Here is a 21,053-nt window from a genome sequence, read left to right on the forward strand (position 1 = left end):
TTCATTTCCCGGCCAGCTCGCAGCCGCTCTCGGCCGGCTTGATGTAGGCCTCATCGCCCGGGACGGTCGCCAGCACCTTGTAGTAGTCCCAGTCGCGCTGGCTTTCCTCTGGCTTCTTCACCTCCATCAGATAGACGTCGCTGATCAGCCGGCCGTTGGCGCCGACCCGGGCGTTACGTGCGAAGACGTCGTTCACCGGCATCTCGTGCATGGCCTTGGCGACCGGCTCGGTCGCGTCGCTGCCGACCTTGTCGATTGCCTTGAGATACTGCATCACCCCGGAGTAGGTGCCGGCCTGAATCATGTTCGGCATCCGCCCGGTGCGTTTGAAGAAGCGCTCGCCGAACTCGCGCGACTGGTCGTCGCGATCCCAGTAGAAGCTTTCGGTGAGGGTCAGGCCCTGAGCGGCATCGAGCCCCAGGCCATGCACTTCCGAAAGGGTGAAAAGCAGGGCGGCCAGGCGCTGGCCGCTGGCGACGATGCCGAACTCGGCGGCCTGCTTGATGCTGTTGGCGGTGTCCAGGCCGGCGTTGGCCAGGCCGATGACCTTCGCCCCAGAGGCCTGCGCCTGGAGCAGGAACGATGAGTAGTCGGTGGTCGCCAGCGGATGGCGAACCGAGCCCAGCACCTCTCCGCCCTTGGATTTGACGAAGGTGGAGGTCTGCTCTTCCAGCGAGTAGCCAAAGGCATAGTCGGCGGTGAGGAAATACCAGCTGTCGCCACCCTGGGAAACCAGCGCGCCGCCGGTACCGACCGCCAGCGCGTGGGTGTCGTAGGCCCAGTGGAAGCCATAGGGCGAGCATTGCTTGCCGGTCAGCTCGGTGGTTGCGGCGCCGGTGACCAGGTTGATCTTCTGCTTGCTCTTGGAAATGCCCTGCACCGCCAGGGCGACCGAAGAGGTGGTCAACTCCATGATCGCGTCGACCTGCTCGCGGTCGTACCACTGACGCGCGATGTTCGAGGCGATGTCCGGCTTGTTCTGGTGGTCGGCGGTGACGATCTCGATCGGCACACCCTTGACCTTGCCGCCGAAGTCTTCGGCGGCCATCTTCGCCGCTTCGTACGACCACTTGCCGCCGAAGTCGGCGTACACGCCGGACTGGTCGTTGAGAATGCCGATCTTCACCTTGCCGTCGGAAAATTCGGCCGCCGACACCGGCACGGTCAGTGCCGCGGCGAGGGTTGCCGCTGCAATGGCTGTTGGCTTCATGCGTATCTCCTTGCGCGTTGGACCGCCGTGCCGGGCGCGCCGCAAGAGGCGTCGCCCGGCCGGTGGCTGGATGGGAAGCGGAAGCAGGCGGCCGGCCGTGTGGTCGGCCGGAACAGGTTGCATGTCGGATAGTGGCAGCCGGCGCCCTGCCATGCGGGCAGGCCGGCAGCGCGGGATCGGTGGTGTCGGCTCGTTGTCAGACAGGGGCGACGAGTACCCGGAGGGAGAGGCATTCGGTGTGCCTTTTATTGTTATCGGTAGAGCTAACCGTAGCAGGGCTTTGGCGGTACGCAACCGCGTGCCGGGCGCGGCCCGGCGTTGCCAGGCTCGGCAAATCGCCGCGCTGTCAGGTAGATGTCGCGTTTGCCGTATAGACTCGGGCGATCAGATCAGGGAGACGAGACATGCGCAGGGTGGTGTTCAATCAGAAAGGTGGCGTCGGCAAATCCAGCATCGCCTGCAACCTCGCCGCGATCAGTGCCGCACAGGGTTACCGCACGCTGCTGATCGACCTCGATGCGCAGGCCAACTCGAGCCATTACCTCAGCGGCAAGCTGGGTGACAACATTCCGCTGGGCATCGCCGAGTTCTTCGTCCAGGTGCTCGAGGGCGGGGCGAGTGCGCGCAAGGCGCGGCCGCCGATCAGCCCGACGCCCTTTGCCAATCTCGACCTGATCACTGCCAGCCCGGCACTGGCCGACCTGCAGCCGAAGCTGGAGGCCAAGCACAAGATCAACAAGCTGCGCAAACTGCTCGAGGCGTTGGCCGAGGACTACGAGCGGATCTACCTGGATACCCCGCCCGCGCTGAATTTCTACACGGTGTCGGCGCTGATTGCCGCCGACCGTTGCCTGATTCCCTTTGACTGCGATGCCTTTTCCCGACAGGCGCTCTATGGCCTGCTGGCCGAGATCGAAGAAGTACGCGACGACCACAACCCGGCGCTGGCGGTGGAGGGCATCGTGGTCAACCAGTTCCAGCCGCGCGCCGGCTTGCCGCAGCAGATGATCGAGGCGCTGGTTGCCGAGGGCCTGCCGGTGCTACCGGTGTACCTGATGAGTTCGGTGAAGATGCGCGAGTCGCACCAGGCCTGCCTGCCGCTGGTGCACCTCGATGCGCGACACAAGCTGAGTCGCCAGTTCGTCGAACTGCACGACTTGCTCGACGCCTAGCGGGCGACCAGCACATCGCATGGCGGGTTATCGAAGAAGTACCGGGTCAGGCTGCCGAGCAGCGCGTGGCTCAGCTCGCTGCGGCTGTGCCCGCCGAGCGCCAGCAGTTGCGGCTGCAGCTCGCTGATCGCCGCATCCAGGCAGTTGAGCCGTTCGCCCTGATGCAGGCTGTAGCTGAGCCGCCCCTCGTCGGCCCCGAGCGCTGTGCGCGTATCGTCGATCAGCTGGCCGAACAGCTCGACCTGCAGCGCCAGCGCCGCCGGATCGGCCCCGTGAATCTCCGCGACTTCCTCGATGTTCAGCGCATGCAGCTTCGCCTCGGGCGGCAATAGCTGCCAGGCGGCGTGCAGGGCCCGGTTGGCGCAGCGCGAATAATCCAGCGCAGCCAGGGCCTGGCGGTAGGGCTCGATTGCCGGATGCGTCACCAGCAACAGCGGAATCGGGGTGGCCAGCAGGATGCGTTCCAGTGTGGTGCCGGCGAAGCCTTGCGGTGACTGGCGATGGTGGCGGCCGAGTACCAGCAGGTCGGCCTCGATGCCGCCGGCCAGCGCCAGCAGCCCTTCGACTGTAGGCCCCGGGCGGAGCCACAGGCGTACATCGTCCAGGCCCAGCTGGTCCAGTTGTGCCTGCAGCTGCTCACCGGCGGCCTGCTCGTCGGCCTCGCAGACATGCGCCAGGCTCAGCTGCGCGTTGCACTGGCGAGCCAGCTGTGCGGCGCGGCGCAGTGCCAGATCGGCGTCCGGACTGAGATCGTGGGCGACCAGAATGTGCTTGACCATGCGGGCCTCGGCTGCGCTCGAAAAAGGGCAGAGTATGCCGCGACCGCGAATGGCTGTCTGCGTTGCGGCGTCCGGCAGGTCGTCGCGCTTCAGTCTCGACATGCTTTGCCGATATGCTTGCCGCAACGGCTAGGGGAGGGACCGATGAGCAAAGTCAGCGTACTGGTGGTGGATGATGCGCCTTTCATCCGCGACCTGATCAAGAAGGGCCTGCGCAGTCAGTTCCCCGGCATCGTCATCGAAGAGGCCGTCAATGGCCGCAAGGCCCAGCAGTTGCTGGGCCGCGAGCGTTTCGACCTGATCCTCTGCGACTGGGAAATGCCCGAGATGTCCGGGCTCGAACTGCTTACCTGGTGCCGCGCGCAGGACGCACTCAAGACCGTGCCTTTCATCATGGTCACCAGCCGCGGCGACAAGGAGAACGTCGTGCAGGCGATCCAGTCCGGCGTCTCGGACTATATCGGCAAGCCGTTCTCCAACGAGCAGCTGGCGACCAAGGTGCGCAAGGCGCTCGGCCGGGCCGGCAAGCTCGATGCCCTGGCCGCCAGCGCGCCGACCCGAGCGCTGGCCGGTGGCGTCGCCAACGATTCGCTCGCTGCGCTGACCGGCGGCAAGGCCGAGGTCGTGCGCCAGCCCAAGCCGGAGGCGACGGCGCCGGTGGCCGCGCCGCCTGCCGCGGCCCCAGCGGCGAGCAAGCCTGCGGCGGCGTCGGGCGGGCGCGGCCAGGGCCAGTTGCGCCTGGCCGCCGGCACCCAGGCCTGCGTGATCAAGGCGCTGAGTCTGAAGGAGGCGCTGCTGGTGGTGCGTCGAGGCGACGACCTGCCGCAGGTGCTGGAAAGCGCCGTGCTCGACCTCGAGCAGGGCGAGGGCGCCGAGGTGGCGCGGCTCAACGGCTATCTGCACGCGGTGGCGGCACTCGAGCCCAAGCCTGACAGCGAGTGGCTGCAGCTATCGTTCCGCTTCGTCGACCGCGACCCGCAGAAGCTGGACTATCTGTCCCGGCTGATCGCCCGCGGCACCGCCCAGCGGCATTTCGTCCCGGGGGCCTAGCGCCGCCCATCGCCTGGAGCCACCTGTGCTTGATGCGTTTCACAGCCGCGGGGCTGGCCGCTCGCCGCGCGCTGCAGGGCACTGCTAGGCTGTGCCCGCCAACACTCCTACAACTACCAGAATTGCCATCATGCTGGGGCGTATCCTTCTGCTGCTCGGGCTGTCGCTGGCCGTGATGCCGGCCAGCGCGCTGACCATCTACAAGTACACCGATGCCAACGGTGTGGTGACCTATTCCGACCAGGCCGCACCGGGTGCACGTGTGTTCGTGTTTCGCGACCGCATGGTCGAGAAGCTCGACAACCAGGTGAAGCTCGAGACGCGCAAGCATGCCGCTGGCGAAACCCTGCTGGTGCGCAACGACCTGTTCGCCCCGGTGGACATCGAGCTGAGCCTGAGCAACGTCAGCAATGCCGTCGGTGCGCCGGACAAGCCGATTCGCTGGGTCCTGCCGCCGCGCAGCCAGATCCGCCTGGCCACCCTGGCGCCGCGCGATCCGGCCAAGCCGCTGCGCTACACACCGCGCCTGCGCCACGCCCTGGGTGACCCGCGCCTGCTGCCCAAGCCCTACAAGTACCCGTTGCCCTGGCGCGGCGGCCCGTTCCGCCAGACGCAGGGCGCCAATGGCCAGTACAGCCATTTCACTGCCAAGGGCCGCTATGCCGTGGACATCGCCATGCCCGAGGGCACGCCGATCATTGCCGCGCGCGGCGGCATGGTGGTGAAGGTGGAGAACGAGCAGAGCGGGCGCGGCAACAACCCGGCCGGCAACTTCGTTCGCGTGCTGCACGATGACGGCACCATGGGCGTTTACCTGCACCTGATGCAGGGCTCGGTGATGGTGCGCGAAGGCCAGCGCGTCGCAACCGGGGAACGGCTGGCGCGCTCTGGCAATACGGGCAACAGCACCGGGCCGCACCTGCACTTCGTGGTGCAGCGCAACGTCGGGCTGGCGATCGAGTCGATTCCCTTCGACTTCGCCCAGCCGGTCAACAGCCTGCCGAACTTCGCCGTGGGCGGCGAGTGACGCAGCCCCCCTTCATTATCGTCGTCCCGGGGCTGGTGGTTTCTACGACGCCTTGAGCACCTTGGCCAGGACGATCTTCGGCCCGCGCATCTTCTTGACGATGATCTGCAAGCCGTCGACGCGCAGTTCCTCGTTCTCCTCGGGAACGCGCTTGAGGCTCTCATAGACCAGCCCGGCGAGGGTTTCGGCCTCGATGTGGTCGAGGTCGACATCGAGCAGCCGTTCGATCTTGAACAGCGGCGTGTCGCCGCGTACCAGCAGCTTGCCGGGCTGGTACGCAAGGATGCCGCGCTCGGCCTTGCGGTGTTCGTCCTGGATGTCGCCGACGAGCACTTCGAGCACGTCTTCCATCGACAGGAAGCCGATCACCTTGTGGTCGCCTTCCTCGACCAGCACGAAATGCGCGCCGCCCTGGCGGAACTGCTCGAGCAGGGCATTGAGCGGCATGTGCTTGGACACCCGGTCGAGCGGGCGCAGCAGGTCGTCCAGGCAGAAATGCTCGGCGAGCCGCTCGTCGCCGGCCAGGGCCAGTAGCAGGTCCTTGATGTGCAGCAGGCCGACGTATTCGCCGAGGTCGCGGTTGTAGACCGGATAGCGGCTGTACTTGTGCCGACGCACCAGCTCGAGGATGTCGGCCAGCGGCGCATCGTGCTCGAGCTGCACCAGGTCCTCGCGCGAGTTGGCCCAGTCGACGACCTCCAGTTCGCTCATTTCCACCGCCGAGGCGAGTACCTGGATGTGCTGGTTGCTCGGGTCCATGGCGCGGTTCGAGTGCAGGATCAGCTTGAGCTCGTCACGCGTGTAGTGATGCTCGTGATGCGGCCCGGGCTCGCCCTGGCCGGCGATCCGCAGGATGGCGTTGGCGCTGGCGTTGAGCAGGTAGATCGCCGGGTACATCAGCCAGTAGAACAGGTACAGCGGTGCGGCCGTCCACAGCGACAGCAGCTCGGGTTTGCGGATCGCCCAGGACTTGGGCGCCAGCTCGCCGACCACGATGTGCAGGTAGGAAATGATGAAAAACGCGGTGAAGAAGGCGATGCCGTGCACCAGCGCCGGCGAATCGATGCCGACGGCGGCCAGCACCGGCTCGAGCAGATGGGCGAAGGCCGGCTCGCCGACCCAGCCCAGGCCCAGCGAGGCGAGCGTAATGCCCAGCTGGCAGGCCGACAGGTAGGCGTCGAGCTGGTTGTGCACCTTGCGCAGGATGCGCCCGCGCCAGCCATGCGCATCGGCGATCGCCTCGACGCGAGTGGAGCGCAGCTTGACCATGGCGAACTCGGCGGCAACGAAGAAGCCGTTGAGCAGTACCAGGAACAGGGCAAAGAGAATCAGGCCGAAATCGGCGAAGTACGAGGGGGCGGTGTAACCGGGGGAAGGGTCCATGAGCTCGGGAAAGGCCGTTGACCCGCGTGAGGATGGGGGCAGCCCGGCGGCATTTCAAGCGAGCCGGGCGTTGCCGCCGACGAATCCATCGTTCGGTCTAGTCGGTCACCACCTGCTCTGGCTGGAAGTGGCAGGTGAATACGCTGCCTTTGCCGGGCGTACTGCTGATATCCAGGCGGCCGTGGTGGCGCAGCAGTACGTGCTTGACGATGGCCAGGCCGAGGCCGGTGCCGCCGGTGCTGCTGGCGCGGCTGGAGTCGACCCGGTAGAAGCGCTCGGTCAGGCGTGGCAGGTGCTTCTGTTCGACGCCGATGCCGTTGTCCTCGACGCTCAGGTGCGCACCGTACTCGTTGCGCCACCAGCGGATGCGAATGTCGCCGCCGTCGGGCGTGTACTTGACCGCATTGAACACCAGGTTGGAGAAGGCGCTGCGCAGCTCCGACTCGCTGCCCTTGAGCCGCAGCGACGCATCGGCCTCGAGACTGATGCGATGGCCGCGCTCGCCGGACAGCGCCTGGGCGTCGTGCTGCACGGTCTGCAACAGCGCGGCGATGTCCAGCGGCACGCCTCCGGTGGGTGGGTTGGTGGCTTCGAGCTTGGCCAGCAGCAAGAGGTCGTTGAGCAGGTGCTGCATGCGTCCGGCCTGCTGGTTCATCTGCTGCAGGGCGCGCAGCCAGCGCGGGTTGACCTGGTCGCTGTTCTCCAGCAGCGTCTCCAGATAGCCGGAGATCACCGTCAGCGGGGTACGCAGTTCGTGGCTGACGTTGGCGACGAAATCCTTGCGCATCTGTTCGAGCTGATGCAGCCGGGTGATGTCGCGTACCAGCAGCAGATGCTCGCTGTTGCCGTAGCGGGTGATGTTGAACTGCAGGCGGATGCGGTCGTTGATCGGCGAGATCAGCTCCAGCGGCTCCTCGTAGTGGCCCTTCTCGAAATATTCCTTGAACGCCGGATGACGCACCAGGTTGGTGATCGGGTGGCCGCTATCCTGGCGCTTCTTCAGGCCGAGCAGGTGGTCGGCGGCGGGGTTCCACCATTCCAGGTTGCCGTCGCTGTCGAGCATGATCACCGCATCCTTGAGTGCAGCGGTCGAGCCCTGCACGCGGTCGATCACGGCCTGCAGCTGGCCGCGCAGGCGCAGGTCGCGGCGTTGCATCTGGTAGAGGCTGTCGAACACGTCGCCCCACAGGCCCACCGCATCCGGAGGCGGGGAATCCGGCTCGCTGCTCTTGAGCCAGCGCTGCAGGCGCAGCACCTGATAAAGCGTCCAGGCCAGGTAGCCGAGCGCGCCGAGCGCCAGGGCCCAGCCGTATTCGCCGGTCGCCAGGCCCAGCAGCAGGCAGACGCCCAGCAGAAGCAGCAGCTTGCGCACCAGCGCGCCTTGCCAGTCGCGGTTCAATCCCTGTGCTCCCGATCCAGTGGCAGGTGTGGCCGTTCGGGCTGTCCTGCGCGTTTGCGCTGGCGCAGAGCCTCGCTCATGTCGGCTCAGTTCTTCGTCGAGAAACGATAGCCGGTGCCGCGCACCGTCTGCACCAGGTTTTCGTAGGCTTCGCCGAGTGCCTTGCGCAGGCGGCGGATGTGCACGTCGACGGTGCGTTCTTCGACGTAGACGTTGCCGCCCCAGACCTGGTCGAGCAGCTGGCCGCGGGTATAGGCACGCTCCTGGTGGGTCATGAAGAACTGCAGCAGGCGGTATTCGGTCGGGCCCATCTCGGCCGGCTTGCCGTCGATGGTGACGCGGTGGCTGATCGGATCGAGCAGCAGGCCACCGATCTCGATCGGCGTCTCGTTGTCGGCAGGAGCGGCGCGCCGCAGGACGGCCTTCAGACGGGCGACCAGTTCGCGCGGCGAGAAGGGCTTGGTGATGTAGTCGTCGGCACCGACTTCCAGGCCCTGGATCTTGTTGTCTTCCTCATCCTTGGCGGTGAGCATGATGATCGGCGTGTTGGCGGTCAGCTCGTCGCGCTTGAGCCGGCGCGCCAGTTCGATGCCGGAGGTGCCCGGGAGCATCCAGTCGAGCAGGATCAGGTCGGGCTGGCGATCGACGATCAGGGCATGCGCCTGTTGGGTGTTCTCCGCCTCCAGGCACTCGTAGCCGGCCATTTCCAGGGCGACGACGATCATCTCGCGGATCGGCGCTTCGTCGTCGACGATCAGTATGCTCTTGCCGTTCATGGTCAAGCCTCGGTCGTTCTTGTCGCCCGGCATTAGATAACGCAATTGTTGCAGCGATGTGACAGCCTGGAGACGGCCAGCATGGCGTCAACAGGCCGTCTGCGCCAGGGGCGGAGGCCGCTCAGCGGGCGGCGTAGTCGAGGATGCAGCCGACCAGCACGGCCAGCCCGGCCCAGTGATTGTGCAGGAAGGCGTGGAAGCAGGCCTGGCGGTCGCGTGTGCGGGTCTGGCGGAACTCCCAGAGGTACAGGCCGAGCGCGACCAGCAATCCGGCATTGAAGAACAGGCCCAGCTCGAAGCGCGCGCCGGCCAGCGCCAGGCAGAACAGCGCCAGGCCCTGCAGCGTGAGGACGACCACGCGGTCGGCATCGCCGAACAGGATCGCGGTGGACTTGATGCCGATCTTCAGGTCGTCCTCGCGGTCGGCCATCGCGTAGTAGGTGTCGTAGGCCACCGTCCACACCACGTTGGCGACGAACAGCAGCCAGGCCTCCGGCGGCAGGCTGCCGCGCTCGGCGGTAAAGCACATCAGGATGCCCCAGGAATAGGCTGCGCCGAGCACCACCTGCGGGTAGTAGGTGTAGCGCTTCATGAACGGGTAGAGCGAGGCGACCGCCAGTGCGCCGAACGACAGCCACACGGTGGTGGCGTTGGTCAGCAGCACCAGGCCGAAGCTCAGCGTCACCAGCACGGCGAACAGCACCCAGCCCTCGCGCGGCTTGACCCGGCCGGTGGCCATCGGCCGCTCGCGGGTGCGCTGCACATGGCCATCGAAATTGCGGTCGGCGAAGTCGTTGATCACGCAGCCGGCCGAGCGCATGAAGAACACGCCGAGCGTGAAGATGATCACGTTGGCGACGCTCGGTCGGCCACCGCCGGCGATCACCAGGGCGGTGAGCGTCGGCCAGAGCAGCAGGTAGATGCCGATCGGTCGATCCCAGCGCATCAGCTGGATGAAGTCCCAGGCGCGCGGGTGAAGGCGATTGCACGATTGCAGGAGTTTCAGATACATCGGCGGCTCCGTGCGGAAGATGACGAATCAGACGCGGCAGCGCGGCTCACGGCGCGAGGCCGGCGGCTTGCCAGAGTTCGGGCAGGAATACCTCAGCAACCAGCACGCCGAGGGGCTCGCGACTGAAGCGCGAGCGGCGCGCCCACAGGTCGGGGTGGCGATGCTCCGGCGGCAGCCAGGCCGCCGGGTAGCGGCAGGCTTGCAGCGTGCCGCGGGTGAATGCCGGGTCGCTGAACAGCAGTTCGCCGAGCGAGCGGCTGCCCAGGCGCTGCAGGTCCATGTCGGAACGCTCCAGCGCGGCGCGTGCGGCGACGCTGCGGGCGAACACCCAGGGCCGCCCGTGCCCACACAGGTAGACTTCGCGCACCCAGCCTTCGCTGCCCCCGGCCACGCCCAGCGCACTGCATTCGTCGTCACGCAGCAGCTGCCAGCCCTCGACGAGCGGCGTGACGCTGAACGCACCGCCTGCCAGCTCGGTGAGGCGTCGGGTGAGCGAGCCTTTGTCGACGTAGAGCCAGTCATGCTGCAGCGGGTCGAGCGGCGTCGGCAGTTGGTTGGCGGTCAGCCATGTGTGAAGTTCAGGCACAGGCGATAGAGGGTGCGGTTCCGAGAAGGCGGGGAGTCTAACAAGAAAGCCGGCCAGCGCGATGGCCCCGGCGGTTGCGCGGGTTGCCGATGTTGGTTACAACCTGCGCATTCCCCGCCCGGAATGTCCGCCATGCACCTGCACGACTCGATGATGAACGGCTCGATGATGAACGATAGTGCGGTGTACAAGACCTTGCTGGAATCGACCAAAGCCATCCCCTGGAAGATCGACTGGGCCACCATGACGTTTGCCTATATCGGCCCGCAGATCGAAACCCTGCTGGGCTGGCCGCAGGGCAGTTGGCTGAGCGCCAATGACTGGGCAGAGCGCATGCACCCTGAAGACCGCGAGTGGGTGGTGAATTTCTGTGTGGCGCAGTCCCAGTCAGGGCTCGACCACGAGGCCGACTATCGCGCGCTGACCCGCGACGGCCGTTATGTGTGGATCCGCGATGTGGTGCATGTGCTGCGCAATGCCGCGGGCGAGGTCGAAGCGCTGGTTGGCTTCATGTTCGACATCAGTGAGCGCAAGCAGACCGAGCAAAAGCTGTTGCAGCTGCAGAAGCAGCTGGAAGAACTTTCCTATCAGGACGGCCTTACCGGCGTGGCCAACCGGCGCATGTTCGACAACCGCTTGCAGATGGAGTGGAGCAATGCCCAGCGCAACAGCCTGCCGCTATCCCTGATCCTGCTGGATATCGACTATTTCAAGCAGTACAACGACCACTATGGCCATGTGCGTGGCGACGATTGCCTGAAAAGCGTTGGCCAGGCCTTGAGCGGTGCCGCCGTGCGCCCGCGTGACCTGCTGGCCCGTTATGGCGGTGAAGAGTTCGTCCTGTTGCTTCCAGAGACCGATGCGCAGGCTGCTGCCCAGGTTGCCGAGCGCTGTCGCCAGCTGATTCGCGAACAAAATATCCAGCACGCCCACTCCCAGGTCGCACCGCTGCTGACGATCAGTCTAGGCGTCGGTACTCTCGTACCAGGCCCGTTCGACCAGCCCGAGGCCTTTCTCGAAAGGGTGGATAGCCTGCTCTACAAGGCCAAGCATCAGGGCCGCGACCAGGCGGTACTCGCTTAGCCCTGAGGTGAGCTTTCGAGGGCCCGGTTTGGGTGTAAGAATCGACAGCCCCCCTGCGTTCGTCCAGCTTCCGGGTTTTACGCCCAACCCTCCAACCGCATGGTCGCCCGCACCAGTCGCTGCTCCTCCTGCTCGATTTCCTTGAGGTTGTCGCGAATGCTGTGGATGTGGTCGCGCGCCGCGCGCTGCGCCTGATCCGGCAGGCGCTCGGTGACGGCATGGTAGAGCCGCGAATGCTGGCGATCGATCTGCCGCTTGGGGGCCGGCCGGTGATAGAGGTTGTTCACCGAGGCGAACACGGTGCTGAGCATCAGGTCGGTGAGCGACTGCAGGGTGTGCACCAGCACCGGGTTGTGCGAGGCCTCGCAGATGGCCAGGTGAAAGGCGTGGTCCAGCCGGGCATGTTCACGCGGGTCGGCGCCTTCGCCATCGGCATGCGCGGCGAGCATTTCCTCGTAGCGCCGGCGCAGCAGGATGAAATCCGCCTCGGTACCGCGCAGCGCCGCCAGCCGTGCCGATTCGCCTTCGAGCAGGGCGCGCACTTCGAGCAGGTCGTAAAGCGTGCGCGGCTGCGAGTTGAACAGGTGCATCAGCGGGCTGGCGTCGTGGCTGTCGGACAGCTGCGCGACAAAGGAGCCGCGGCCCTGCGCCGTCTCGATGATGCCGCGCCCGCGCAGCACCCGCAGGCCCTCGCGCAGCGCCGACCGCGAGATGCCGAGCTTCTCGCACAGACGCCGCTCGGAGGGCAGCGCCTGGCCGACCTTGAGCACGCCATCGACGATCAAGCGTTCGATGCGCTCGGCCACCACGTCGGCGACTTGACGACGGTCATTGTGTTTTTCGCTCAGCATGCAGGGTTCTCCACAGCTGGTAGGACCAGTTGCCGGCGAGTTTAGCCTCAGTGCCTGCAGATGTGCAGTGGCGCCGGTCGGAGCGGGTTTCGCGTAGTGCCTTGCAGGGTCTCACTACAAAAACTGGTAGGACCAGTTGTCGCTGGCATGGACGCCGCCGCCCGGGCCGGCTAAAGATGCGGCATCTCACCGCAGCGGCCGTGCTGGGGTGACCGTACGAGAGCGGCGAATCTGCATGAATATCCTCTACGACGAACGCGTCGACGGCGCGTTACCCAAGGTCGACAAGGCCGCCCTGCTGGCCGAGCTGCAGCGAGCGCTGCCGGACCTGGAAATCCTCCATCGCGGCGAAGACCTCAAGCCGTACGAATGCGACGGCCTGTCGGCCTACCGCACCACGCCGATGCTGGTGGTGCTGCCCGAGCGGGTCGAGCAGGTCGAAACCCTGCTCAAGCTCTGTCACCAGCGCGGCGTGCCGGTGGTCGCCCGCGGCGCCGGCACCGGGCTGTCCGGCGGTGCGTTGCCGCTGGAGCAGGGCATCCTGCTGGTGATGGCGCGCTTCAACAAGATTCTCGAGGTCGACCCGGCCGGGCGCTTCGCCCGCGTCCAGCCCGGCGTGCGCAACCTGGCGATTTCCCAGGCCGCCGCGCCCCATGAGCTGTACTACGCGCCGGACCCCTCGTCGCAGATCGCCTGCTCGATCGGCGGCAACGTCGCCGAGAACGCCGGTGGCGTGCACTGCCTGAAATACGGCCTGACCGTGCACAACCTGCTCAAGGTGGAAATCCTCACCGTCGAAGGCGAGCGCATGGTGCTCGGCTCCGACGCGCTGGATTCGCCGGGCTTCGACCTGCTGGCGCTGTTCACCGGTTCCGAGGGCATGCTCGGCATCGTTACCGAGGTGACCGTCAAGCTGCTGCCCAAGCCGCAGGTGGCCAAGGTGCTGCTGGCCGCCTTCGACTCGGTGGAGAAGGCCGGCCGTGCGGTGGGCGACATCATCGCCGCCGGCATCATCCCCGGCGGCCTGGAGATGATGGACAACCTGTCGATCCGCGCCGCCGAGGACTTCATCCACGCCGGCTATCCGGTGGATGCCGAGGCGATCCTGCTCTGCGAGCTGGATGGCGTGGAAGCCGACGTGCACGACGACTGTGCGCGCGTCAGCGAAGTGCTCAAGCTGGCCGGCGCCACCGAAGTGCGCCTGGCCAAGGACGAAGCCGAGCGCGTGCGCTTCTGGGCAGGGCGCAAGAACGCCTTCCCGGCGGTCGGGCGCATCTCGCCGGACTACTACTGCATGGACGGCACCATTCCGCGGCGCGAGCTGCCGGGCGTGCTCAAGGGCATTTCCGATCTGTCCGAGCAGTTCGGACTGCGCGTGGCCAACGTGTTCCACGCCGGCGACGGCAACATGCACCCGCTGATCCTCTTCGATGCCAACCAGCCCGGTGAGCTGGAGCGCGCCGAGGAACTGGGCGGCAAGATCCTCGAACTCTGCGTCGAGGTCGGCGGCAGCATCACCGGCGAGCACGGTGTCGGCCGCGAGAAAATCAACCAGATGTGCGCGCAGTTCAACAGCGACGAGCTGACCCTGTTCCACGCGGTGAAAGCGGCGTTCGACCCGAGCGGCCTGCTCAACCCCGGCAAGAACATCCCGACCCTGCATCGCTGCGCCGAATTCGGCCGCATGCACATCCACAACGGTCAGCTGCCTTTCCCCGAACTGGAGCGTTTCTGATGTCCGTATTCGCCAACGACGCCAGCGCGCTGTTGCTGGACCAGGTCAACCAGGCGCTCGCCGCCAAGACCCCGCTGCGCATCCAGGGTGGCGCGACCAAGGCATTCCTCGGTCGCGCGGTCGAGGGCCAGCTGCTCGACGTGCGCGAGCACCGCGGCATCGTCAGCTATGACCCCACCGAACTGGTGGTGAGCGTGCGTGCCGGCACGCCGCTGGCCGAACTCGAGGCCACCCTGGACGAAGCCGGGCAGATGCTGCCCTGCGAGCCGCCGCACTTCGGCGAAGGCGCCACCGTCGGCGGCATGATCGCCGCCGGGCTGTCCGGCCCGCGGCGCCCGTGGAGCGGTTCGGTGCGCGACTTCGTGCTCGGCTCGCGCATCATCACCGGCCAGGGCAAGCACCTGCGCTTCGGCGGCGAGGTGATGAAGAACGTCGCCGGCTACGACCTGTCGCGCCTGATGGCCGGCAGCTTCGGTTGCCTCGGCGTGCTCACCGAAGTTTCGCTCAAGGTCCTGCCCAAGCCGCGCCAGTGCACCAGCCTGCGTCTGGAAATCGACCTCGAGCGCGCGCTGCTCAAGCTTGCCGAATGGGGCCAGCAGCCGGTACCGATCAGCGCCGCCAGCCATGACGGCCAGGTGCTGCACCTGCGCCTGGAAGGCGGCGAAGGGTCGGTCAACGCCGCGCGCGAACGCATCGGTGGCGAGGACCTCGAGCCCGGCTACTGGAATGACCTGCGCGAGCAGCGCCTGGCCTTCTTTGCCGACGCGCGCCCGCTGTGGCGCCTGTCGCTGCCGAACAACACGCCGGCCGTGGCCCTGCCGGGCGAGCAACTGGTGGACTGGGCCGGCGCCCAGCGCTGGCTGAAGTCCGATGCCGACGCGGCAAGCATCCGCGCCATCGCGGCGGAAGTCGGCGGCCATGCCACCTGTTTCACCGCCGGTGCCGCCGAGCCGTTCCAGCCGCTGTCGGCGCCGCTGTTGCGCTACCACCGCCAGCTCAAGGCCGCGCTCGATCCGCAGGGGATCTTCAACCCCGGCCGCATGTATTCCGAGGTCTGACGACGTATGCAAACGAATCTGAGCGAAGCCGCGAAAAAACTGCCGCGCGCCGAGGAAGCCGAAAGCATCCTGCGCTCCTGCGTGCACTGCGGTTTCTGCAATGCCACCTGCCCGACCTACCAGCTGCTCGGTGACGAGCTGGATGGCCCGCGCGGGCGCATCTACCTGATGAAGCAGATGTTCGAGGGCGGCGAGGTGACCGAGAGCACCCAGCTGCACCTGGATCGCTGCCTGACCTGCCGCAACTGCGAGACCACCTGCCCATCCGGGGTGAAGTACCACAATCTGCTGGATATCGGCCGCGACTTCATCGAGCGCCAGGTCCAGCGCCCGTTGGGCGAGCGCCTGGTGCGCGGCGGCCTGCGCACGGTGATCCCGCGTCCGGGGCTGTTCAAGGCGCTGCTCGGTACCGGCAATGCGCTCAAGCCGCTGATGCCGGCCTCGCTGAAGGACCACCTGCCGCGCGAGATTCGCCCGGCCAAACCGCGCCCGCAGGTCATGCACCAGCGTCGCGTGCTGATGCTCGAGGGCTGCGTGCAGCCGAGCCTGTCGCCGAACACCAACGCCGCCGCCGCGCGCGTGCTCGACCGCCTGGGCATCAGCGTCAGCCCGGCGCGTGAGGCCGGCTGTTGCGGTGCGGTGGACTACCACCTCAACGCCCAGGACGCCGGCCTCGAGCGCGCACGACGCAACATCGACGCCTGGTGGCCGGCCATCGAGGCGGGTGCCGAAGCCATCGTGCAGACCGCCAGCGGCTGCGGCGCCTTCGTCAAGGAATACGGCCATCTGCTCAAGGACGACCCGGCCTACGCGGCGAAGGCCGCACGGGTCAGCGAGCTGGCCAAGGACCTGGTCGAGGTGCTGCGCAGCGCCGAGCTGGAAAAGCTCGACGTGCGCGCCGACAAGCGCATGGCCTTCCACTGCCCGTGCACCCTGCAGCACGCACAGAAGCTCGGCGGCGCGGTCGAAGACGTGCTCACCCGCCTGGGCTTCCAGCTCACCGCGGTGCCCGATGCGCACCTGTGCTGCGGCTCGGCGGGCAGCTATTCGATCACCCAGCCGGAGATTTCCCACCAGCTGCGCGACAACAAGCTCAACGCGCTGGAGAGCGGCAAGCCGGAAGTGATCGTCACCGCCAACATCGGCTGCCAGACCCACCTCGACGGCGCCGGCCGCACGCCGGTCAAGCACTGGATCGAAGTGGTCGAGGAATCGATGGGGTGACGGTGGAAAGGCTGCGCCGTTTTCCACCCTACGACGCCGTAGGGTGGAAATCTCGCAAAGCGAATTTCCACCGAATCGAACCCTCCGGCCCGCCCGCCGCGCGCCAACCGAACAACCGAAATACGCAGACAGGAGAATCGAGATGAAAAGCAAAGCCGTACTGAGCCAGACCGAAGTCGCCACCATCCTCGCCGCCGCCCGCGCCGAAGCGCAGACCAACGGCTGGGCCGTGACCATCGTCGTCGCCGACGACGGCGGCCACCCGCTGGCGCTGGAGCGTCTGGATGGCTGTGCGCCGATCGCCTCCTACATCGCCAGCGAGAAGGCCCGCAGCGCCGCGCTCGGTCGCCGCGAAACCAAGGGTTATGAAGATATGGTCAACGGTGGCCGCAGCGCCTTCCTCTCCGCGCCGGTGGTCTGCTCGCTGGAAGGCGGCGTGCCGGTGGTGGTCGACGGCCAGGTCATCGGCTCGGTCGGCGTGTCCGGCGTGACCGCCGCGCAGGACGCCCAGATCGCCAAGGCCGGCGTCGCCGCCCTGGCCAACTGAACAGACAAGGAGAACGACAGATGACCGAGCGTGTAACCCTGGGCCGCCTGCAAGTCGCGGCCAACCTCAAGCGTTTCATCGAAGACGAAGTCCTGCCGGGCACCGGTATCGAAGCCGCCGCCTTCTGGCAGGGCCTGGATGCCCTGGTCCACGACCTGGCGCCGAAGAACCGCGAGCTGCTCGCCGAGCGCGACCGCCTGCAGCTCGAGCTGGACGCCTGGCACAAGGCCAATCCGGGCCCGATCAAGGATATGGCCGCCTACCGCGCCTTCCTCGAGTCCATCGGCTACCTGCTGCCGGTGCCGGGCGAGGTCAAGATCGACACCGCCAACGTCGACAGCGAGATCGCCACCCAGGCCGGTCCACAGCTGGTGGTGCCGATCATGAACGCGCGCTATGCGCTGAACGCGGCCAACGCCCGCTGGGGCTCGCTGTATGACGCGCTCTACGGCACCGACGCCATCTCCGAAGAGGGCGGCGCACAGAAGGGCCCGGGCTACAACGAAGTCCGTGGCGCCAAGGTCATCGCCTTTGCCCGCAACTTCCTCGACCAGGCCGCGCCGCTGGCCGAAGGCAGCCACGCCGACGCCACCGCCTACCGCGTGCAGGATGGCCAGCTCAAGGTCACCCTGGAGAACGGCAGCGTCACCGGCCTCAAGCAGCCGGAGAAATTCGTCGGCTTCCAGGGCGAAGCGGTCGAGCCCAAGGCCGTGCTGCTAAAGAACAACGGCCTGCACATCGAGATCCAGATCGACCCGAACAGCCCGATCGGCCAGACCGACGCCGCCGGCGTGAAGGACCTGCTGATCGAATCCGCCGTGTCGACCATCCTCGACTGCGAAGACTCGGTCGCCGCGGTGGATGCCGACGACAAGGTATTGGCCTACCGCAACTGGCTGGGCATCGTGCAGGGCACCCTCAGCGAGGAAGTGGCCAAGGGCAATTCCAGCTTCGTCCGTCGCCTCAACCCGGACCGCGAATACAGCGCGCCGGACGGCGGCGAGCTGAAACTGCACGGCCGCTCGCTGCTGTTCATCCGTAACGTCGGCCACCTGATGACCAACCCGGCGATCCTCCTGGAAGACGGCAGCGAAATCCCCGAAGGCATCATGGACGGCGTGTTCACCAGCCTGATCGCCAAGCATGACTTGAAGCGCAAGGGCAACTCGCGCACCGGCAGCTTCTACATCGTCAAGCCGAAGATGCATGGCCCGAAGGAAGTCGCCTTTGCCGACGAGCTGTTCGGCCGCGTCGAGGACCTGATCGGCGTACCGCGCTTCACCCTGAAGATGGGCATCATGGACGAGGAGCGCCGCACCAGCGCCAACCTCAAGGCCTGCATCGCCGCGGCCAAGAGCCGTGTGGCCTTCATCAATACCGGCTTCCTCGACCGCACCGGTGACGAGATGCACACCTGCATGGAAGCCGGCCCGGTGCTGCGCAAGGGCGACATGAAGAACACGCCGTGGATCAAGTCCTACGAGCGCAACAACGTGCTGGTCGGCCTGGCCTGCGGCCTGCGCGGCAAGGCGCAGATCGGCAAGGGCATGTGGGCCATGCCGGACCTGATGGCGGCCATGCTCGAGCAGAAGATCGGCCACCCGAAGTCCGGCGCCAACACCGCCTGGGTGCCGTCGCCGACCGGTGCCACCCTGCATGCGCTGCACTACCACCAGGTCGACGTGCAGGCCGTGCAGAGCGAGCTGGAAAAGGTCGACCTGGCCGCCGAGCGCGAGCAGCTGCTCAATGATCTGCTGACCATCCCGGTGGTCGCCGAGGACACCTGGAGCGCCGAGGAAAAGCAGCAGGAGCTGGACAACAACTGCCAGGGCATCCTCGGTTACGTGGTGCGTTGGGTCGAGCAGGGCGTCGGTTGCTCCAAGGTGCCGGACATCCACAACGTCGGCCTGATGGAAGACCGCGCCACCCTGCGCATCTCCAGCCAGCACATCGCCAACTGGCTGCACCACGGCGTGGTCAGCCGCGAGCAGGTGCAGGAAACGCTCGAGCGCATGGCCAAGGTGGTCGACGAGCAGAACGCCGGTGACCCGCTGTACCGCCCGATGGCGCCGGACTATGCCAAGTCCATCGCCTTCCAGGCCGCCAGCGATCTGGTGTTCAAGGGCCGCGAACAGCCCGCCGGCTACACCGAGCCGTTGCTGCACCAGTGGCGGCAGCGCTTCAAGGCGGCCAACCCGGCCTGAGGCCTGGATGAGCGGCAAGGCGGGAGTGCGCTCCCGCCCGGCTGAAACACGAGCCCCGGACGCCTCTTGGCGCTCGGGGCTTTCGAGCATGGGGACCTGCCAGGCAGTACGGCAGGCACCCGGGGGACCGCCACGACGTCGGCCGCAGGGTCACGGTGGGGCGGGTATCCATGCAAGGCACCGGGCTTGCCCGGACAAAAAAGCGGTTCACAACAAAAACAGGAACCAACAATGAGTCAAACACTACTGTCCATACTGGCCTTCGTGCCGTTGGTGCTGGCGGGTGTCCTGCTGATCGGCTTTCGTTGGCCGGCCAAGTACGCGATGCCGCTGGTTTTCGTCCTCACCGCGCTGATCGGGCTGCTTGCCTGGGACATGACGTTCAACCGCGTCCTGGCCTCGACGCTGCAGGGGCTCATTCTCACCGCGGCGATCCTCTGGATCATCTTCGGTGCGATCCTGCTGCTCAACACGCTCAAGCACTCCGGGGGCATCGCCGCGATTCGTCGGGGCTTTTCCAACATCAGCCCGGATCGTCGCGTCCAGGCGCTGATCGTGGCCTGGCTGTTCGGCTGCTTCATCGAGGGCGCCTCGGGCTTCGGTACGCCGGCCGCGGTCGCCGCGCCGCTGCTGGTAGCACTGGGTTTCCCGGCGCTGGCGGCGGTGGTGCTGGGGATGATGGTGCAGTCGACGCCGGTATCCTTCGGTGCCGTGGGGACGCCGATCCTGGTCGGTGTGGGCGGTGGTCTGGACAAGACCGGGATCGGTGAACAGCTGATCGCCCTGGGCAGCAACTGGGATGTGTTCTTCCACCTGATCTTCTCGCGGGTGGCGATCATCCATGCGCTGTGCGGCATTCTCATGCCGCTGATCATGCTCAGCATCATGACCCGCTTCTTCGGCCGCAACAAATCCTGGGCCGAAGGCCTGGCGATGGCGCCGTTCGCGGTGTTCACCGGTCTGTGCTTCGTCATCCCCTATGCCGCTGCCGGCGTGTTCCTCGGCCCGGAATTCCCCTCGATGATCGGCGCGCTGGTCGGCCTGGCCATCGTGGTGCCGGCGGCCAAGGCCGGCTTCCTGCTGCCGAAGGAAAGCTGGGACTTCGCTCCGGCGAGCGAATGGCCGGCCGAGTGGATGGGCAAGATCGAGATGAAGCTCGACGATGTCGCCGGCAAGACGCCGATCTCCGTGCCGATGGCCTGGGCGCCCTACCTGCTGCTGGCGGTGTTCCTGGTGATCTCGCGCGTGTTCCCGGAAGTCAAGGCAGCGCTGATGTCGCTGAGCTTCGGCTGGAAGGACATCCTCGGTGAGACCGGCGTGTCCGGTACCCTCGAGCCGCTGTACCTGCCGGGCGGGATTCTCTGCATGGTGGTGATCGTCACCTTCTTCCTGCACCGCATGCGTGCCGGCGAGCTGGTGGCAGCGGTGTCGGAGTCGAGCAAGACGCTGCTCGGCGCGGGCTTCGTGCTGATCTTCACCATCCCGATGGTGCGGATCCTCATCAACTCGGGCGTCAACGGCTCGGACCTGGTGTCCATGCCGGTGGCCATGGCGCAGCTGGTGGCCAACAGCGTGGGCTCGGTCTATCCGTTCTTCGCCCCGGCGGTCGGTGCACTGGGGGCCTTCATCGCCGGTTCCAACACCGTGTCGAACCTGATGCTGTCGCAGTTCCAGTTCAACACCGCGGGGCTGCTCGGCCTCTCCGGTGCGCTGATGGTGGCGCTGCAGTCGGTGGGCGCCGCGGCGGGCAACATGATCGCCATCCACAACGTGGTAGCGGCCTCGGCCACCGTCGGCCTGCTCGGTCGCGAAGGGGTCACCCTGCGCAAGACCATGCTGCCGACGCTGTACTACCTCATCCTGGCTGGCAGCATCGGCCTGATCGGGTTCTACGTGATGGGCATCGGCGACCCGCTGACGGTCGCTGCTGGCTAAGCGCAGCAACGGGTGGAACGGG

At 66.6% G+C, this 21,053-nt stretch carries 18 protein-coding genes; 10 read left to right on the top strand and 8 right to left on the bottom strand.

Going from position 1 to position 21,053, the window contains the following annotated elements:
* Position 1 precedes the first annotated feature (1 nt).
* Positions 2–1,210, bottom strand: a complete 1,209-nt coding sequence (locus AC0KXH_RS02170; RefSeq protein ID WP_061340253.1) for an ABC transporter substrate-binding protein — start codon at positions 1,208–1,210, stop codon at positions 2–4.
* A 404-nt stretch (positions 1,211–1,614) separates the two neighbouring features.
* Here AC0KXH_RS02170 and AC0KXH_RS02175 point away from each other — a divergent pair, with 404 nt between their 5' ends.
* Positions 1,615–2,382: a ParA family protein gene (locus AC0KXH_RS02175; protein ID WP_488224076.1), complete on the top strand. Its 768-nt coding sequence runs from the start codon at positions 1,615–1,617 to the stop codon at positions 2,380–2,382.
* On the opposite strand, the gene AC0KXH_RS02180 is transcribed toward AC0KXH_RS02175, so the two are convergent.
* A complete protein-coding gene (locus tag AC0KXH_RS02180) occupies positions 2,379–3,161 on the bottom strand; it encodes a universal stress protein (RefSeq protein ID WP_488224077.1) in 783 nt (260 codons plus the stop codon). The two genes, AC0KXH_RS02175 and AC0KXH_RS02180, sit on opposite strands and share 4 nt — an antisense overlap.
* Before the next feature lie 144 nt (positions 3,162–3,305).
* Between AC0KXH_RS02180 and AC0KXH_RS02185 the strand changes: the two genes are divergently transcribed.
* Both AC0KXH_RS02185 and AC0KXH_RS02190 read left to right on the top strand, forming a co-directional pair.
* The gene (locus tag AC0KXH_RS02185) at positions 3,306–4,211 is read left to right on the top strand and encodes a response regulator (protein ID WP_043218086.1); all 906 of its coding nucleotides are present in this window, start codon (positions 3,306–3,308) and stop codon (positions 4,209–4,211) included.
* 130 nt (positions 4,212–4,341) lie between these two features.
* Positions 4,342–5,238: a peptidoglycan DD-metalloendopeptidase family protein gene (locus AC0KXH_RS02190; protein WP_237145183.1), complete on the top strand. Its 897-nt coding sequence runs from the start codon at positions 4,342–4,344 to the stop codon at positions 5,236–5,238.
* Positions 5,239–5,280: 42 nt separating this feature from the next.
* Here the strand turns inward: AC0KXH_RS02190 and AC0KXH_RS02195 are convergent, their stop codons facing one another.
* The 5 genes from AC0KXH_RS02195 to AC0KXH_RS02215 all read right to left on the bottom strand — a co-directional run bounded on the left by AC0KXH_RS02195 (position 5,281) and on the right by AC0KXH_RS02215 (position 10,394).
* Positions 5,281–6,621 (bottom strand): hemolysin family protein, encoded by a 1,341-nt coding sequence (locus AC0KXH_RS02195; RefSeq protein ID WP_043218090.1) that lies wholly within the window; start codon positions 6,619–6,621, stop codon positions 5,281–5,283.
* Between the two features lie 97 nt (positions 6,622–6,718).
* On the bottom strand, positions 6,719–8,020 hold the full coding sequence (gene phoR, locus AC0KXH_RS02200) for a phosphate regulon sensor histidine kinase PhoR (protein WP_043218091.1): 1,302 nt from the start codon (positions 8,018–8,020) through the stop codon (positions 6,719–6,721).
* 86 nt (positions 8,021–8,106) lie between these two features.
* Positions 8,107–8,796, bottom strand: a complete 690-nt coding sequence (gene phoB, locus AC0KXH_RS02205) for a phosphate regulon transcriptional regulator PhoB (protein ID WP_043222862.1) — start codon at positions 8,794–8,796, stop codon at positions 8,107–8,109.
* Positions 8,797–8,917: 121 nt separating this feature from the next.
* Positions 8,918–9,808, bottom strand: a complete 891-nt coding sequence (ubiA, locus tag AC0KXH_RS02210; protein WP_213150342.1) for a 4-hydroxybenzoate octaprenyltransferase — start codon at positions 9,806–9,808, stop codon at positions 8,918–8,920.
* Positions 9,809–9,854: 46 nt separating this feature from the next.
* Positions 9,855–10,394 (bottom strand): chorismate--pyruvate lyase family protein, encoded by a 540-nt coding sequence (locus AC0KXH_RS02215; protein WP_200627503.1) that lies wholly within the window; start codon positions 10,392–10,394, stop codon positions 9,855–9,857.
* Positions 10,395–10,526: 132 nt separating this feature from the next.
* Between AC0KXH_RS02215 and AC0KXH_RS02220 the strand changes: the two genes are divergently transcribed.
* Positions 10,527–11,477, top strand: a complete 951-nt coding sequence (locus tag AC0KXH_RS02220) for a sensor domain-containing diguanylate cyclase (RefSeq protein WP_369804578.1) — start codon at positions 10,527–10,529, stop codon at positions 11,475–11,477.
* A 77-nt stretch (positions 11,478–11,554) separates the two neighbouring features.
* On the opposite strand, the gene glcC is transcribed toward AC0KXH_RS02220, so the two are convergent.
* The gene (gene glcC / locus AC0KXH_RS02225; protein ID WP_043218095.1) at positions 11,555–12,328 is read right to left on the bottom strand and encodes a transcriptional regulator GlcC; all 774 of its coding nucleotides are present in this window, start codon (positions 12,326–12,328) and stop codon (positions 11,555–11,557) included.
* Between the two features lie 235 nt (positions 12,329–12,563).
* Between glcC and glcD the strand changes: the two genes are divergently transcribed.
* The 6 genes from glcD (at position 12,564) to AC0KXH_RS02255 (ending at position 21,031) form a co-directional block, all read left to right on the top strand.
* Positions 12,564–14,063, top strand: a complete 1,500-nt coding sequence (gene glcD / locus AC0KXH_RS02230; protein WP_212542857.1) for a glycolate oxidase subunit GlcD — start codon at positions 12,564–12,566, stop codon at positions 14,061–14,063.
* Positions 14,063–15,121 carry a glycolate oxidase subunit GlcE gene (glcE, locus tag AC0KXH_RS02235; protein WP_488224078.1) on the top strand — a complete coding sequence of 353 codons (1,059 nt, stop codon included), beginning with the start codon at positions 14,063–14,065 and terminating at the stop codon, positions 15,119–15,121. Before glcD ends, glcE begins: the two co-directional genes overlap by 1 nt.
* Before the next feature lie 6 nt (positions 15,122–15,127).
* Positions 15,128–16,345: a glycolate oxidase subunit GlcF gene (gene glcF, locus AC0KXH_RS02240; RefSeq protein ID WP_488224079.1), complete on the top strand. Its 1,218-nt coding sequence runs from the start codon at positions 15,128–15,130 to the stop codon at positions 16,343–16,345.
* 142 nt (positions 16,346–16,487) lie between these two features.
* On the top strand, positions 16,488–16,892 hold the full coding sequence (locus AC0KXH_RS02245; protein WP_061340262.1) for a heme-binding protein: 405 nt from the start codon (positions 16,488–16,490) through the stop codon (positions 16,890–16,892).
* A gap of 20 nt (positions 16,893–16,912) precedes the next feature.
* The gene (locus tag AC0KXH_RS02250) at positions 16,913–19,096 is read left to right on the top strand and encodes a malate synthase G (protein WP_488224080.1); all 2,184 of its coding nucleotides are present in this window, start codon (positions 16,913–16,915) and stop codon (positions 19,094–19,096) included.
* A gap of 231 nt (positions 19,097–19,327) precedes the next feature.
* Positions 19,328–21,031: an L-lactate permease gene (locus AC0KXH_RS02255; protein ID WP_043218102.1), complete on the top strand. Its 1,704-nt coding sequence runs from the start codon at positions 19,328–19,330 to the stop codon at positions 21,029–21,031.
* The last annotated feature ends 22 nt before the right edge of the window (positions 21,032–21,053 follow it).

The organism is Stutzerimonas sp. CXK-1 (genome assembly GCF_057738225.1).